Below are 15,541 nucleotides of genomic sequence, written 5' to 3' on the forward strand. Positions count from 1 at the left end.
GCAGTGTTCACTATGGTACAACTTCAGTTTCCCACAACCGGCAAGGCGAAGAAAGAGATTCTGGACCAACTGCAAGATTTGCGTGGGCAGGATGCCAATTGGCGTGATGGCAGAACCTGGAGTCTGGTATATTACGGGGGCGAAGATATTTCTGATTTGACCAGACAGGCATACCAGCTATTCTCTCAAGAGAACGGACTCAACCCCGGGGCTTTCCCTTCCCTGCGGCAAATGGAGACAGAAGTGGTTTCAATGACAGCGGATTTGCTCGGCGGAGGAGGCGAAACGGTCGGAAACATGACCTCAGGGGGCACGGAAAGTATTCTGATGGCTGTCAAAACAGCAAGGGACTATGCCCGGGCCATTCGCCCGGAAATCCGCCAGCCGGAGATGGTTCTTCCGGTCACGGCTCATCCGGCATTCTCCAAAGCCGCGGCTTATTTCGATATCAAAGCCGTATACATTCCGTTAACGGAGGAGTATCTCGCAGATATATCCATGACAAAAGAGCTGATTAACGCCAATACGATTCTGCTTGTTGGTTCTGCTCCCGCCTATCCACATGGCGTCATGGATCCTATCGAAGAAATGGCAAGTATCGCTATTGACCATCAAATCCCTTTTCATGTGGATGCTTGTCTGGGAGGATTTATGCTGCCATTTCTCAAAAAAATCGGTGAGCCGGTGCCGGACTTCGATTTCCGTGTTCCTGGCGTAACCTCGATATCCGCCGATCTCCACAAATACGGATATGCTTCAAAAGGTGCATCTGTTGTCCTGTACCGTGAAGACGCGTACCGCCAGCACCAATTCTATGTCCGCAGCGACTGGCCGGGCGGCTTGTTTGCTTCCCCTACCATGGCAGGTACACGACCGGGAGGTGCGATCGCCGCCGCTTGGGCGGTGCTGAATTATCTTGGACAAGACGGCTACAGCCGTCTTGCGGATTCTACCCTGCAAATCACCCGCAGGCTCAAAGAGGCTCTAGCCGCAATACCCGGCCTGCATATCCTGGGGAATCCCCAAATGAGCGTTTTTGCTGTCGGTTCCGAAGAGTTGAACCTTTACGCTGTTGCCGATGAGTTGGAGAGCAAAGGGTGGCATATGGACCGCCAGCATCTGCCGCCGAGCCTGCACTTTATGGTAACGCAAGCACACAGGGAGAGCGTGGATGCATTCATTCACGATGTGCAGAAGGCAATTGAAGCGGTAACGGGTCATCCAGAAGCTTATTCGGAAGGTTCCACAGCGATGTATGGCATGGTTGGCAGCCTGCCGGACAAAAGCCTGGCTCATGGATTCATGCGGGATTACCTTAGTTCCATGACCCGTAAGCATTAACCAATATATCAAGGGAGTGTCCATGAACGATGCCTACTTTATCGGACGGCCAAGAACCTTTTTCCTCACATGAAGTCCGTTCTTCGGGACAGGCGAGCCCCACTCCGGCCGGGAAACTGCGCTGGAATACCAAGCTGTTATACGGTTCAGGTGAAATCGTAAATGTCATTACGATCACGGTGATTGGCATGTACTATCTGTTTTTTCTGACGGATTATATCGGATTATCACCTACACTCGCCGGAGGTATCTTTATGATTGGTCGAATCTGGGATGCGTTTATCGACCCTATTATGGGGATCGTAACGGATCGCACGCGCACGAAGTGGGGACGGAGAAGACCATTTTTGTTCCTTTCCGCAATTCCGATAGGCCTGTTGTTTTTCCTCATGTGGAGTTACCCTGGAGCTGGCACTGAAACTTTAAATGCCATTTATTTCACTGCCACCTACATGCTGTTTATGACCACATTAACGCTCTATTACGTGCCGTATCTTAGTCTTGTTGCGGAGCTGACGGAAGATTATAACGAGCGGACCAGTGTCAACAACTACCGGATCGCCGTTCAATTAATCATGGGGCTTGTTGCCGCGGTAATTCCCAAAATGATTGCAGATAGCTATACTGATGCTTTCCAGGGATATCGGATCATGGGGCTTGCTGTCGGGCTGTTTATCGTTCTAATTCCGCTGCTGCTGTTCTTTCGGACAAGGGAGCGCGAGGACATTCCAGTCCAGCTAAGGACTTCCCGCTTCGGGACTGAAATCCGGTTTGCCTTGGCAAGCCGGCCATTCCGCCTCCTCCTGCTGCTCTATGTCGGCTGCTATGCGGCATCCAACGTTATTGAAGGCTTCGTAATTTATTACATGAAATACTGGCTTAACCGTGAAGAGGAAATGTCGTACCTGCTGGTTACTGTCATCGTCGCAGGAGTGGTAACACTACCTCTGTGGACGAAGGTATCCCAGGCTATAGGCAAAAGAAAAACTATCATCTGGGGTCTTCTCCTCTGGGCGGTGAGCCAGATGGCCTGGATGCTGCTTACACCGGATTCGCCATCCTATCTTGTCTATCTGATAGGTGCAGTCGTTGGTATCGGTTATGGCGTCGCCCATGTGGTCCCTTGGTCCATGCTTCCTGACGTGCTGGATGGGGATGAGCTACGAACAGGCGTAAGGCTTGAAGGACTGTATTCCGGGATCATGACGTTTTTTATGAAAACATCCAATTCACTGGCCATTTTTCTGATCGGAATCCTACTGGAAGCCGCCGGGTATGTGCCCAATCAAATCCAGAGCGGCCCAGCGCAAATGACTATCCGAACCACGATGACATTGGCACCCGAGCTGTTCATTGTCGCAGGTTTAATCGCCGCATTCCTCTATCCGCTGGACAAGCAATATTTAGATAAGAAAACAGAACGAATCGGTTGAAGAACTTCAACGATAAGCTTTACCTATTAGCTTGTCCCACATTATTCTGCTCTTCATATATTTCTAACCTCATGGCTATCGCTAAATTGATGATGGCGCTAGCCTTAATTCGTCTATAGGTTCTGTCGCTGATACCCATCTCGCCGCAGCTGATAAAATCATACTCCCCTTCATCATCCAGATAGCTTCGTTCAATGACCTCTCGTTGATCTGCTGTCAATAGCTTCATGGCTTTATCCAGCAGCTCTGACTTTCTAATTAATTCTGTTTCCTTATCTACATTTCGAATAGCGAGATTCTCTGAAGGTTTATTAATTACAAAGGTACTGCCGTGGTATCTTGGCTCGTAGCTTGCTGTTATGCTGGCCTCCTGCCGGAAAAATCCAAGCTGCCGATACTGGCGTACTTCTTCCAATCTTTCTTCAACGGCTGCTCGGGTTGCGGATTGATTAATAGGCAATGTGTTATATGTCTTCAATAATATATTCGTACGTCTTCTTCCCATCAGGATTCCTCCTATACTAATAAAATGAAGCTTGATAATTTTCTGTTTACCAAATTGGTAATTTTCTGATTTATGAACTCCTGTCCCAAACTCTAATTTTTCCAATATTTAATATATTTTCGTGAGTATCTCGATTATAATTTACCAATTTGGCAATGTCAATCTCAAAAATTACCTTTTTGGTAATAAAATCTCCTCTCGCAACTTTACCAATTCGGTAATATCATGATATACTTTAATTAAACAGTAAAAAAATGAGGAGTAGCTATGGGAACGCTGGGTGATCGTATTAAAACCCTTAGGGAGCAGAAGAATTTAAATCAAAAGGATTTAGCTGCAATGGCAAGTCTCACGGTTGTACAGCTGTCGAGATATGAGACCAATGACCGTAAGCCAGACCCTGAATCCCTGAGACGGATTGTAGATGCTCTGGATACGAATGGAGATTATTTGCTTGGTCGTACACTGGATTCTTCACCACTGGATAAAGCGACTAATCTATCTTTTTACGGTGGGCCTGAATCTTATACAGACGATGAGATTGCTATGATGGAAGCCGCCCTCAAAGCATATCGAGAGCAGAAGAAAAAACTGCTGGACGAGGGATAAATAAAAAAAGGATTTGAACTCTATATGGCGAATCATTATTATTAAGCCCTTTGCTAAGGGCTCTTATTTTCAGTACATAATCGAACATATATTCTCTTTTTTGGGGTGAAATTATGTTAGTTTCTTATTATAAGGAGACTCCGCTTGAGCAATGGATTACTACAAAATACTTGGATCACGGGATTATTGATCCCCATCATAACGATATTGAGCGTATTGCGGACTCTTTTGGAGTGGATCTGCTGTATGAACGCTGTCCTTCTTTCTCTGACAATGAAGACCGAGTCATTTTTTTGAATAAGGATGCTGATGAGCTGACCGCCAGGATTATCTTTTTTCATGAATTATGTCATGTGCTTCGGCATGCAGGAGATCAAAGATTTATGTCCCAGCAGTTCAAGCGTGCCCAGGAGCAGGAAGCCGACCAATTTGTACTATACGCCGCAATTCCTTTTTTTATGTTCGCCAAGCTTCCGGTTCCCGACCATAGGCATGAGGCAATCAGTTACCTGTCAGACATATTTCGTGTTCCACTCGATTTAGCAGAGCAGCGATTGGATCAAATACAGCGTCGCATGCTGCATGGCAGTCTTGTGGCGGCCGCTAGGGAAGCGGACCGTCAGAAACGCAATCAGGAGACAGGATGGTCGAGCGAAACAAAACGAATTTTAGATCAACTGGATCGACAATTAGGTAAAAAAGAAAGGCATGTAACATGCGAATAGCCGCTTTTTGTGATTTTTATAGTGATGCGTTTCGACCCTTAAAACTTATTATTCTAGCTAGCTCCAATGAGCTTGACTGGTCACAGACCTTATATGTGCCTATTGCATCGCCGTTCGAGCCGTTTGAGACAGAGGATTTTGGAGACCTGCTTGCCGTCTCAGTGCTGATGGAAGATCTCATTCGATCCACTGATGCCAACGTAATGGGAATTAATCTACCCCAAATTGCTCAACGACATGGAACTGAAGCAGGTTTGCTGATCATTGAAATGGACGATGTCGAGGAGGTTCTTGGTTTAGAGCGAGGAATTTTTCGCAGGATCTAATTGTTGTAAGGATCGATTCACATTGGGTAGAAGCTAATCTACTATCAGGTGATCAAGAGACTATGGCCTATTTTCAACAATTACAAATATATAATGATGGAACTACCCTGAAAGACCATGTCTCCAAAGAAACGTATAAAAAATTGCAGAAGATCACGACCAAGCTGAATCTGCCAGCAAATACTTTTGACACGATTAAGCCTTGGGCGATCACTACTAGCTTATCTCTATTATCATTTTTGAAGTCTCCGGACGAGCTAAGCCAAGCTTCTACGCTTGGAGTGGATATGTACCTCATTACAAGTGCAATTTTATCCGGTAAGCCGGTTCATGAACTGGAAGGTATGAAGTTTCAGGGAGACCTCCTCAGCAATGTAGCTCCTGAACAACAGGAGAAAGAGCTTAACCAAATCCTAGATGCTCTATTAGATGAATCCTCCGATGATATAAACCTGCCTGAAGAATTTAGGAAAGCTCAGTTGCAATGGGCAAAAGGGGATTTGAATGCATTCAGCAAATCATTCCTGATTAGCGATTCTGTCAGCGATAACCCTGAGAGCCAACGTTTATTGGGAGATCGTGACAAGAACATGGCGAATAAATTAGCTGATCTGCTCGAGGCTGAAGGCAAGTCAACTCACTTTGTAGTTATCGGGGCCGCTCATTTTGTTACTAAAGATATGGTGCTCGACCAACTGAAGAAAAAAGGCTATACGGTTGAATTTATAAAATAACGCGCATAAAAAAGGGCTGCCTTGAAGTAGTTTTACTAATAGAGGCAGCCTTTGTTTAGTTGCATCATTATGTTAAGAGGATAACTGACTAAGCGCACGTTTCGCTAAATTAGCGAAGAAGTTAATGCTAACTGGCAGCGCTTCTTCATCCAATGTGAATGCTGGGTGATGCCATTCCTGAGTACCCGAGGTCCCCATGAACACAAATAGACCAGGAGTTGTCTGTTGATACACCGCGAAGTCTTCGCCAGCGGAAGAAAGGATTGGAACAATAGACTCATATCCCAGCTCTATCGCTGTAACGTCAGCGAGCTCTGCCAAAATGACATCATTGGCGATTGGAGGCGGACCCTCAATCCACCTTACGGAAGCAGTCGCACCAAATACAGCAGCTACACCTTCAACAACATGAACAAAACGCTCCATAACACACAACCGTACTTCGTTATCAAAGGTACGTATCGTTCCTTCCATGAATGCTTGCTTAGGAATGACATTCCAGACATTTCCGCTATGAATTTGAGTAACACTTATTACAGCGCTTTGTAGAGGGCTAACGTTGCGGCTAACAATAGATTGAAGCGCAGTAACGATATGCGAAGCCGTGACAATCGGATCTATGCCAGCATCAGGAACAGCCGCATGCGAACCCTTCCCTTCTATCTCTATCACGAAGCCATCGGCAGCAGCCATTAGAGGTCCCGATTTAATTCCAATCGTACCCACTGGCAGATCCGGTTTGTTATGCATACCGAACACAGCCTTCACACCTTCAAGCGCCCCGCTCTTTACTACCTGTTTGGCTCCTGTCGCATTTTCCTCTGCAGGTTGGAACAACAGACGAACCGTCCCTTGCAGCTCATGCTCCCATTCTTTGAGCAGCAGTGCTGTACCTATTAGAGCAGCAGTATGAAAATCATGTCCGCACGCATGCATTTTACCAGCGATTTGTGATTCAAACGGCAACCCCGTCTCTTCGTGAATGGGAAGTGCGTCGATATCAGCACGCAGTGCGATGATTGGTCCACCATTTATTCCGCCTATTTCGGCAACAACCCCGGTCTTGAGGTGATAATCCGCGATGCGTATTCCCGCCTCTTCTAACAAATTTTTAATGTACTCTGTAGTCGCAAATTCTTCATTTGACAGCTCGGGATGACGATGAAGATGTCGACGAACCTCTGTAATTTTCGCAGTAATAGACTCTATTAACTTGCTTTCCATTCCACTCTTCATCTATGTAATCCTCCTCGATCGTAACATCTGCCTTAAATTTTATACCTATGGTGCACGTTCAGCAAGCGTATGGAAATTTCAAAATAGCGATAGTAATCCCATTTATTCAACATACTTTTGAGTCATGATGCAGAATTCCTGCGAATGTGCAGGCTTTGTTTATGTAAAGTCTCTAAATACGCTGCATTACTGCGAATGTGCAGGCTTTTTCTAACATTCCTCTTCAATCTAGACCATTCCGATAATATTCCTGCACATTCGCAGGCTTTTGCTCATTCTTTCATGTCTACTTTAAATAAAACTGTATTTTGCATGCTTTTCCTGATTTTGTGCCGATCCACTGCTAAAGACACTCTGCACTCCATCGAAAGTTATGCTTTCTGATATTTTTAAAAAAACTCCGGTTGCCCGGAGCTTTTTATCGTTCAATTACAGCTTCTTGACATCCACAGTAACCTGAAGCTGATGCGCTGCATTGCCAAAATAGACACCCTTTACAGGAACGATATCGTGATAGTCTCGCCCGTGTCCCAGCTTAACATACCGCCAATTCACCATTCCGTTATTGGTCGGGTCAAAGCCGATCCATCCAATTCCCGGGATGTGCGCTTCTACCCATGCATGAGACGCTTGTTCAAAGTCGGCTGTCGGTGACTGTAAATCACCTACGAAATGGTAGCCGCTCACATACCTGGCCGGAATTCCTCTGGCGCGACATACAGCGATCATCAAATGAGCAAAATCCTGGCAGACTCCTTCTCCTATCCCCAAAAATTCAAGCACAGTTGTATTCACCTGCGTGGAATTAGGACTATACCTAAAATCCTTGCGAATACGGTCAGACAGCTCGATCACCCATTCCAGCATCCCTTTCTCCTCCGGTTCAATGCTGTTCATATAATCTACGACAGCGTGATCCGCAAGTGTATACGGAGTGTTCAGCAGAAATTCCATGTAGCGATTCTGAAAGGACTCATCATCCAGCATCATTTGTTCACTTTCGGAGTCCAGCCTTTCACGCAGCCAGCTCTCCTGATCCCTCGTAACAACTGTTGAACGAGTCCTGATAACCAGCTCCCGATGCTCCTGATTTACCGTGAAAGCATGCACGCGATTTCCGAAATAGTCTTCGTAAGTATACAGCGCGGCGTTTGGCTCAATAGCAATACTTTGGTGATAACAGGCTTGACGATAATTGGTGCGAGGAGTAAGCCTGATCTCATTGACACTGTCCGTCACCGGACCCTCGTACGTATACCTTGTTGTGTGCATAATTTCCAGCTTCAAGCGATGACCTCCCGTTCCTCCTGAAAAAATAGAGAGCTGATCGTCACTCCAATTTGCTCAGTAGAACGGCTCAGTCCTCGAAGGGCATCACCAAGGCGATCCGGCGCTAAATCACTGTCATCCAGCATTTCAAGATCTGAGCTCATTTTTCCGGCAAGCTTGAGCGGCTTATTCAACCGTGTATCTTTAATGCGGGAGCTGTTACCCCGCTGAATAGCTTCCAGCCGCTCCTTCAGCATACGAACGGAAAAATGAATCGAGCGAGGAAAATATCCGTCGGTAATCATAAAAGCCGCTACTGCTTCAGGATCGACATTATCACTATTTTGACGGCGAAATCCTTCATATCCGCCTGCTACTTGCAATACCGACTGAAGTCTCAAAGAGAAATGTTCAGCTACGTGGCTGACGGAACGATCATCGCAAATGGCTGTCAGCAAACGAAGTGTGTTCTCACATCGTTCCAGGTAACGACCGCATTCCGACCATTGATAATACTCATCGCGATACAAAATGGACTGACTCATTCCCTGATAAGTAGATAGTGACTCCTTGATCCTGCGAAAAAATAGATGTGGCGATTGCTGCAGCATTTGCTCGACGGTGGAATCCTTCAGCCACAGAAAGAAACCATTCATAACTTCCCATAGCTCAGATGGAATTTTCTCCCGAATATTTCTCAAATTCGTTCTTGCTTGAGAGATACAAGAAAACAACGAATTCGGCTGTTCCCTGTCAAAAATCACGTGATTCAAAGCCGCTATCTCTTCATATTCGCCATACTTTAGTTCATATGCCTCCGGATTCCCAACCGCGTTGACTAAGCGATGCCATACGCTACACTCATCGTCCTCTTCGTTCTCCCGTAAATGATACAAGACATCAATCAATCGGACATGATTCTCTGCGCGCTCGGTATATCGTCCGATCCATAAAAGTGCTTCAGCGGTCCGGTTCAACATAGAGTCATCCTCCTTATCTCTTTAGTCCTGTTATTTAGTCAGCACCCAAGTGTCCTTGCATCCGCCCCCTTGCGAGGAATTCACGACAAGCGAACCTTCCTGCATTGCTACACGCGTTAACCCTCCCGGAATAACATGTACATTGTCTCCATTGAGCACAAAGCCGCGCAGGTCGATATGACGAGGTTCCAGCTTACCATTTTGCAATACCGGAGAAGTCGATAGCTTAACCGTTGGTTGAGCGATATAGTTTCCAGGGCTCTGCAGTATTTTTTCACTAAACAGGCTCCGTTCTTCTTCTGTAGCAGCAGGTCCGATCAGCATGCCATACCCGCCCGACATGGACGTTTCTTTTACAACCATTTCATCCAGCCGCTCCAATACATATTCCCGTTCTTCTGGACGATCCAGCAAATAGGTCGGAACATTAGATAAAATCGGTTCCTCGTTCAAATAGTAACGAATCATCTGCGGAACATAGGAGTACATCGCCTTGTCGTCAGCTACCCCTGTTCCCGGTGCATTCGCAATCGCTATATGCCCCGCCCGATAAGCATTCATCAAGCCTGGACAGCCAAGCAGCGAATCCGGTCTAAAGGCTAACGGGTCCAAATATTCGTCGTCAATTCGCCGATAAAGCACATCTACCTTTTTATATCCATTCAAGGTTCGAATGTATATATATTGATCGCGACAAACAAGATCGCTGCCTTCTACTAATTCAATGCCCATCTGCTGGGCTAAAAAAGTGTGCTCGTAGTATGCCGAATTCATACATCCCGGCGTCATAAGAGCAATGACCGGCTTAGAGGCCCCTCCAGGCGCCAGACTGCGAAGCATCTTAAGAAAAGCTTCCAGACTTTGCTCCACTTCCTGTACTGGATGGGAGAACATAAGCTCAGGATACAGCCTGCTCATCAAGGATCGATTTTTAAACAAATAGGAAAAGCCGGAGGGGGATCGCAAATTATCTTCCAACACCAAATACTGGCCTTGATCATTACGAATCAAGTCGATTCCGGAAGCAGTAATATATACATTGTTTGGAATGTCCAGATGCATCATTTCATAGCGAAAATATTTATTCGTCATGACCAAACGTCGGGGGATGATGCCTTCTTTTACAATCTCTTGGCCATGATAAATATCGTACAGAAACAGATTCAATGCCTTGACGCGTTGAATCATTCCCCGCTCAATGACCAGCCATTCCTTTTTAGGAATGATTCGAGGCAGCAGATCAAACGGAATGGTTCTTTCGAGAGAATCAGTTGACGATTCTCCGTAAACCGTAAATGTAATACCTTCTTCCATAATCATACGGTCGAATGCTTGCTGCCGATCAGCTAGCTGCTGATAAGGAGATTTCTGAAACTGACGAAACACCTTACTATAATGTGGCCGTACCGTTCCGTTTTTTTCAAACATTTCATCATAGAACAAATGCGATTGATACGAATTCCAGCTTTTACTGCTGTCCGAAGGCTGCATATACCTCCCCCTCCCTTCCCTTTAAATGGAATTTTTCTTTCATCTTATTTCAAATCCAAGTTATATGTCAAGTTATTTAACATCAAACACTCAAATACACAAATATCATGTCATATTCATGTTATATAGTATCAATTATTTATTTTAATGGAATCAGATATAATAAGAATATACGTTTGGGCGGGAAGGTTTTGATAATAAAAAATGAAGACGAGGAGCGTATTGTTAAGAAGAATTGGAAAAGCATTTGGAATAAGATCGAGGTTTTCCATATATACACAACAAATCTGCCACTATAATAAATATGTTGAAAAAACCAGCGATTATACGCTGGCTTTTTTGTATTTTATGCTAACATGTTCATTTTGGAAATAAAGCGTCTCTGGCTGGGCAAGGCTCCTGATCAAGGAATTGCTGTAAAGCAGTCGGCATCTCCTTATATATATTGGCTAGCGACGTACCATCATATATATTGCCGATAATAACCGGGTGACAAAGCTCTGAAATAAGAATATCGCCATTGCCATGCAAATGCAGCTGGGTTTTCCCTTCGATACAATGAGCGAAGTACACGTTCTCCTGCTCCTGAAATCCAAGCTCCTCCATAAAACGATCCATGCAAGTGAAATATAACACCATATCTTCTTTTTTGTGGGCGATAAGATCATTTACTGCTTTCTTCAAGCTTTCCTGGGCAGCGATCGCGTTCCAACCACTATGATTCATAATGATGCTGTTCTGAATTTCGTGAGTTCGAACTCCCATTTCATAGACATGGTCATTAATTTCATTTAAGTGATGCTCCGTTTCTTTAAAAAGCAGCGTTTCCAGCACGGTATTTACACCTGAGTGAGCAAATATCGTAATATTCTCCCGAATTTTGTGATACACACTCTGAGGAAGGTGATAATAGTTTGAAAAGCCCTCAGCCGTAACAAAATTAAAGGAAATATGAATGGTAGTTAAGCCCGCATTTACTAATCTGTCGATTCGCTTTTGACTTAATAAACTTCCATTGGAATTAAGCTGCGTCAAAATCCCTCGAGACGTACAATAGCTTACTACTTCAAGGCAATCATCATACTTTAACGTAACCTCTCCACCGGACAAGCGCACTCTTTTAAGTGATGGGAGCTGATCTAGAACTCTAATAATTTCTTTGGCATCAATACTATTTCCGTCATTTCTCTCATATGCACAGCAATAATCACATCGAAAATTACAGCCAGAAGTAACCCCGACCTCCAGACCCTCAAGCTCATAAACCTGTGGCCTCACCAGCTCTAATGACTTATATTTCATCCTTTTTCCCCTTTATCATTAACCTTGAATAAATATCCTTTAAGAAGCTATAACAATTCTGTCTCTGAGGTCAATGATCTTTGTTACGAAGTTTGAATAAAAGAGGGCCAAAATTCCAAGTGACATCTCACCCTAACGGCAATCGATAATAAGGCAAGGTTACTGTAGGGCGAAAACCTAATTTTTGCGCAAGATAATAGGAACCCTGGTTTTCCAGACGACAAGCCCACACGGGCTCCAAATCATGTTCCAGGCAATGATCAATTAACGCGGAGCATACAGATAATGCATATCCTTTACCTCTGTGGGCTTCTGCAGTCTCAATTCCGATCTCCAATTGATTCCCCGTTCGGCATGACGAGAATGAAGTAGAAGCAATCTTTCCATCCCTCAGTAGAGAATAACCTACACCTTCCTTGGCAAAATGCTCTTCATCCCGCCAAAAGAAACTGGGAATGACAGAACCGGTTTGGGTCAAAAACTGTTCTTTAGTCACACAGATAATCGGCTCACCATGCTTCGGGAAGTTTTGTTTTGACTCAAGGTAGGCATCACGATGAAAGCTGAAATTAACTCTGGTGTTTCTTAGAATACTTTTCCGTTCAATTTCTTCAGGTAATAAACCGCTTTTCTCCAACTGACCGTTATATGTAAGTAACATAGAATCCATCACTTCACTCCACCGTCCCGCCGGATCAGTCTGCAGCCATTCTACCTGATGCCTTGTTGCCGACTGGTTAGTTACATAGTGATAAAGTTTATCCATAAAAGCTTCATTTCCCAAATCACCAAACAACAATGACATTCCATAGGAATGAACCACATAAAAAGTCCGTGGATTATCCAAGCAATCGACATAAACACTGCCTGAAATATCATGGTTTAACACTACTTCGGCGAACATTGTGTTAATTTCCACTTGGCGAAGCAGAGGCAGCGCCTTGTAGTAGTACTTATTCTCTAGCTCGATCATTCTTTTACCCTCTCTTTTCCTCGATAACCGTTTTATCTTTTGGGAGAATAGTTAAGATGAGTGGAATAAACAAGAGCATGCTTACCACAAATACTATATAAGGAGTTGTATAGCCAAATGAATCGAACAAAAATCCTCCAAGGCTGAAATGGTTAGAGCAGAAATAATAGTCGATAGAGTAATCGCCTTTCGATAACCCATATGATCTCCAAGTTTACCTAAAAAAGAACCTAAAAAAGCTGAAGCAAGCATAGGCAAAATAAATGTAATTGCAATTTCTTTAATCTCTGCATTAAATACAGCCTGTAAGTATGGTATTAATAAAACGACAATCATACTGGATATCAAACAAAAAAGCATATTAACCATCCAGATTTTGCGTTTCTCCGGGGATAAAACAACTCGATTTGAATTAATATTGCGTTGAGACTCCGATCGCTTAGGTAACGTTAAAGAGTAAATAAATGCAATCGCAGCAGTTGCTCCACAAACTACAAATAATACTTTCCACCCATTTAACAGCTCATAATTACTTAATATATAAAAACTCAATCCAACACCAATAAACCCACCGAGATTTCTATTGCTATCAAAACGCCCCAACTTTTGCGCAAAATTATCATTTGTATCTGTTATCATTCCGAATATTGAAATGGTAAGCAAAATGCTTGCGATACCGTAAACCACTCTGGCAATTACTAAGATCCATAAACTATCTGCTACAGAAAATGCCAGATATGCTGCGACAAAGAATAACAAAGAAACTATAAATACTGAGCGTCGACTATATTGATCTGACACCCTGCCAAGTAAAAGCCGCATAATTAATTGTGATATAGAAAACACAGAAACTAAAATTGTAAATTGAAATGTAGTATATCCTAACTCTTTTGTATATAAAGGCAATAAAACATCAAAAAATATGTATGGTAAAAATATGATAATGATAGGAAAAGTTAATTTTTTCAAAAACATGGTAACACTTCTTTCTTTACTCTTAGGTAGATTAAATATTTGTGAAAATTATTACATAGACTATAAATCGTTTTTTTTATAAAATCAATATTTGTTGAAATTTTCTCTCCATACATCAAAAAGAAGCCTATTAAGCTTGGCTTCTTTTTGATACTTCATTATGCAGTATAACATTGGACACTAGTGTAATGATTCCCGATCAGAACGTTATTTAAGAAACCAATCAATCCTTGCTACTTTTTCTTATAAAACTCATGATACAGCTTCATCAGCGCCCGTTTCTCAATCCGCGACACATAGCTGCGGCTAATCCCGAGCTCTTTTGCGATCTCTCTCTGCGTCCGTTCTTCTCCCCCATGCTCTAGCCCGAATCTTCCTTTAATGACTTCCTGCTCACGAGTGTCCAAAATATCTAGGTTCCGGTAAATTTTACTCTTCTCCATCTTAAGCTGAACACGATCGACTACATCGTCTGCCTCAGTTCCAAGGATATCGATAAGTGTGATCTCATTGCCTTCTTTGTCAGTTCCTATTGGGTCGTGGAGAGAGACGTCCTTGCGAGTTTTCTTAAGTGATCTCAAGTGCATGAGGATTTCGTTTTCTATACAACGGGCCGCGAAGGTAGCCAGCTTTGTCCCTTTACCCTGGCGAAAGCTCTCGATTGCCTTGATCAATCCAATCGTGCCGATGGAGATGAGATCCTCAAGGTCCTCGCCTGTGTTATCGAATTTCTTGACAATATGCGCCACCAAACGCAGGTTATGCTCGATTAATATATTGCGGCTAACCGGGTCACCTTCGGCCATTCGTTGAAGATGCTTCGTCTCCTCCTCTTCCGTTAACGGCTGAGGAAACGCATTGTTTTTTACATATGATACGAGTAACGTAAGCTGCTTAATAAACAGTGCAATCGTCGAAAACAATTCCATGTCAACAGGCACCCCCATGTCGATTAGCCGAAGGGGAATGCCCCGCTCCAGCCCACAGTGAAGTTCAGTTCTACATTGTATGTGGGCGGGGGCCTAGAAGTGCATGTACGGGGAAAGTAACTTAGGTTTTGATGAAAAAAAACGAAAACACTTTCATCGTTCTCGACCATCGCTGCACGTTCTGTTGTTATATAACATCTAACGATGGGGAGGCATTTCAATAGCTATAATTGATGAACAACAGATTAGATGTTGCCGTACAAGGTATTCCATTTATCTTCATTCCGCAAATCGTTGCTTTAACAAATGCCGAACGTCAGGGCATTAATCCTGATCAACCGGATGGACTTGTTGCTTGGGTCAAATTGTAGACTTATTAGAATAGAAAGAAGGGGCTGTCCGATAAATCCCCAAAATAAAAAGGTTGGGTGAAAAAACGTAAGGTTTTCCGTCCAGCCTTTTTGTGTGCCTGCTTTTGCAGGAATGCAGCGAGGCGGATGCCTGCCACTTTTAGTAGGTTGTGGGCCAAAGCCACGATCCCGAACTCCGTATGAACCTTGCCAAGCCCTCGCAAGGAGAAGCGACGGAACGACCTGTTGCCCTTGATGTGACCAAATACGCTCTCTACCTCGATTTTACGCCGAGCATAAATCGCAGATTTTTCATCATCCTCAAGGGTCTTTTTAGCCTTAGCCTTTAACTCTTCCCAGATT

The 15,541-nt window shown here is 43.9% G+C and carries 17 protein-coding genes; 7 read left to right on the forward strand and 10 right to left on the reverse strand.

Annotated elements, in window-relative coordinates:
- Positions 1-12: 12 nt before the first annotated feature.
- Together BLS49_RS03935 and BLS49_RS03940 are read left to right on the forward strand one after the other, a co-directional pair.
- Positions 13-1,341, forward strand: coding sequence for a pyridoxal phosphate-dependent decarboxylase family protein (locus BLS49_RS03935; protein ID WP_091226872.1), 1,329 nt, complete (start codon positions 13-15; stop codon positions 1,339-1,341).
- Positions 1,342-1,370: 29 nt separating this feature from the next.
- Entirely contained in the window at positions 1,371-2,774 is a 1,404-nt protein-coding gene (locus BLS49_RS03940) for an MFS transporter (RefSeq protein ID WP_091226874.1), read from the forward strand.
- Positions 2,775-2,793: 19 nt separating this feature from the next.
- Here the strand turns inward: BLS49_RS03940 and BLS49_RS03945 are convergent, their stop codons facing one another.
- A complete protein-coding gene (locus tag BLS49_RS03945; protein WP_091226875.1) occupies positions 2,794-3,279 on the reverse strand; it encodes an ArpU family phage packaging/lysis transcriptional regulator in 486 nt (161 codons plus the stop codon).
- Between the two features lie 267 nt (positions 3,280-3,546).
- Here BLS49_RS03945 and BLS49_RS03950 point away from each other — a divergent pair, with 267 nt between their 5' ends.
- The 4 genes from BLS49_RS03950 (at position 3,547) to BLS49_RS03965 (ending at position 5,673) form a co-directional block, all read left to right on the forward strand.
- Positions 3,547-3,888: a helix-turn-helix domain-containing protein gene (locus BLS49_RS03950; protein WP_091226877.1), complete on the forward strand. Its 342-nt coding sequence runs from the start codon at positions 3,547-3,549 to the stop codon at positions 3,886-3,888.
- Positions 3,889-4,001: 113 nt separating this feature from the next.
- A complete protein-coding gene (locus BLS49_RS03955; RefSeq protein ID WP_091226878.1) occupies positions 4,002-4,613 on the forward strand; it encodes an ImmA/IrrE family metallo-endopeptidase in 612 nt (203 codons plus the stop codon).
- Positions 4,604-4,939 (forward strand): hypothetical protein, encoded by a 336-nt coding sequence (locus BLS49_RS03960; RefSeq protein ID WP_091226880.1) that lies wholly within the window; start codon positions 4,604-4,606, stop codon positions 4,937-4,939. Before BLS49_RS03955 ends, BLS49_RS03960 begins: the two co-directional genes overlap by 10 nt.
- Positions 4,940-4,950: 11 nt before the next feature.
- Positions 4,951-5,673 carry a TraB/GumN family protein gene (locus BLS49_RS03965; protein WP_281243689.1) on the forward strand — a complete coding sequence of 241 codons (723 nt, stop codon included), beginning with the start codon at positions 4,951-4,953 and terminating at the stop codon, positions 5,671-5,673.
- 72 nt (positions 5,674-5,745) lie between these two features.
- Here BLS49_RS03965 and BLS49_RS03970 read toward each other — a convergent pair whose 3' ends face one another.
- The 8 genes from BLS49_RS03970 to sigK form a co-directional block, all read right to left on the reverse strand.
- Positions 5,746-6,909: an amidohydrolase gene (locus BLS49_RS03970; RefSeq protein WP_245742261.1), complete on the reverse strand. Its 1,164-nt coding sequence runs from the start codon at positions 6,907-6,909 to the stop codon at positions 5,746-5,748.
- Positions 6,910-7,338: 429 nt separating this feature from the next.
- Positions 7,339-8,196 (reverse strand): transglutaminase family protein, encoded by an 858-nt coding sequence (locus BLS49_RS03975; protein ID WP_091226883.1) that lies wholly within the window; start codon positions 8,194-8,196, stop codon positions 7,339-7,341.
- The gene (locus BLS49_RS03980; protein WP_091226885.1) at positions 8,193-9,158 is read right to left on the reverse strand and encodes an alpha-E domain-containing protein; all 966 of its coding nucleotides are present in this window, start codon (positions 9,156-9,158) and stop codon (positions 8,193-8,195) included. Before BLS49_RS03980 ends, BLS49_RS03975 begins: the two co-directional genes overlap by 4 nt.
- A gap of 30 nt (positions 9,159-9,188) precedes the next feature.
- Positions 9,189-10,649 carry a circularly permuted type 2 ATP-grasp protein gene (locus BLS49_RS03985; RefSeq protein WP_091226886.1) on the reverse strand — a complete coding sequence of 487 codons (1,461 nt, stop codon included), beginning with the start codon at positions 10,647-10,649 and terminating at the stop codon, positions 9,189-9,191.
- 360 nt (positions 10,650-11,009) lie between these two features.
- Entirely contained in the window at positions 11,010-11,951 is a 942-nt protein-coding gene (locus BLS49_RS03990; protein WP_091226888.1) for a radical SAM protein, read from the reverse strand.
- 127 nt (positions 11,952-12,078) lie between these two features.
- Positions 12,079-12,924 (reverse strand): GNAT family N-acetyltransferase, encoded by an 846-nt coding sequence (locus tag BLS49_RS03995; RefSeq protein WP_091226890.1) that lies wholly within the window; start codon positions 12,922-12,924, stop codon positions 12,079-12,081.
- 93 nt (positions 12,925-13,017) lie between these two features.
- The gene (locus BLS49_RS04000) at positions 13,018-13,899 is read right to left on the reverse strand and encodes an MFS transporter (protein WP_091226891.1); all 882 of its coding nucleotides are present in this window, start codon (positions 13,897-13,899) and stop codon (positions 13,018-13,020) included.
- A gap of 233 nt (positions 13,900-14,132) precedes the next feature.
- The gene (gene sigK / locus BLS49_RS04005) at positions 14,133-14,828 is read right to left on the reverse strand and encodes an RNA polymerase sporulation sigma factor SigK (protein WP_091226892.1); all 696 of its coding nucleotides are present in this window, start codon (positions 14,826-14,828) and stop codon (positions 14,133-14,135) included.
- A gap of 233 nt (positions 14,829-15,061) precedes the next feature.
- On the opposite strand from sigK, the gene BLS49_RS24715 reads away from it, so the two are divergent.
- Entirely contained in the window at positions 15,062-15,199 is a 138-nt protein-coding gene (locus tag BLS49_RS24715) for a hypothetical protein (protein WP_175471294.1), read from the forward strand.
- A 5-nt stretch (positions 15,200-15,204) separates the two neighbouring features.
- On the opposite strand, the gene BLS49_RS04010 is transcribed toward BLS49_RS24715, so the two are convergent.
- A partial coding sequence (locus BLS49_RS04010) for a transposase (RefSeq protein WP_175471295.1) occupies positions 15,205-15,541 on the reverse strand: 337 nt, incomplete at its 5' end.

Source organism: Fontibacillus panacisegetis (genome assembly GCF_900102215.1).
Classification (GTDB): Bacteria; Bacillota; Bacilli; order Paenibacillales; family Paenibacillaceae; genus Fontibacillus; species Fontibacillus panacisegetis.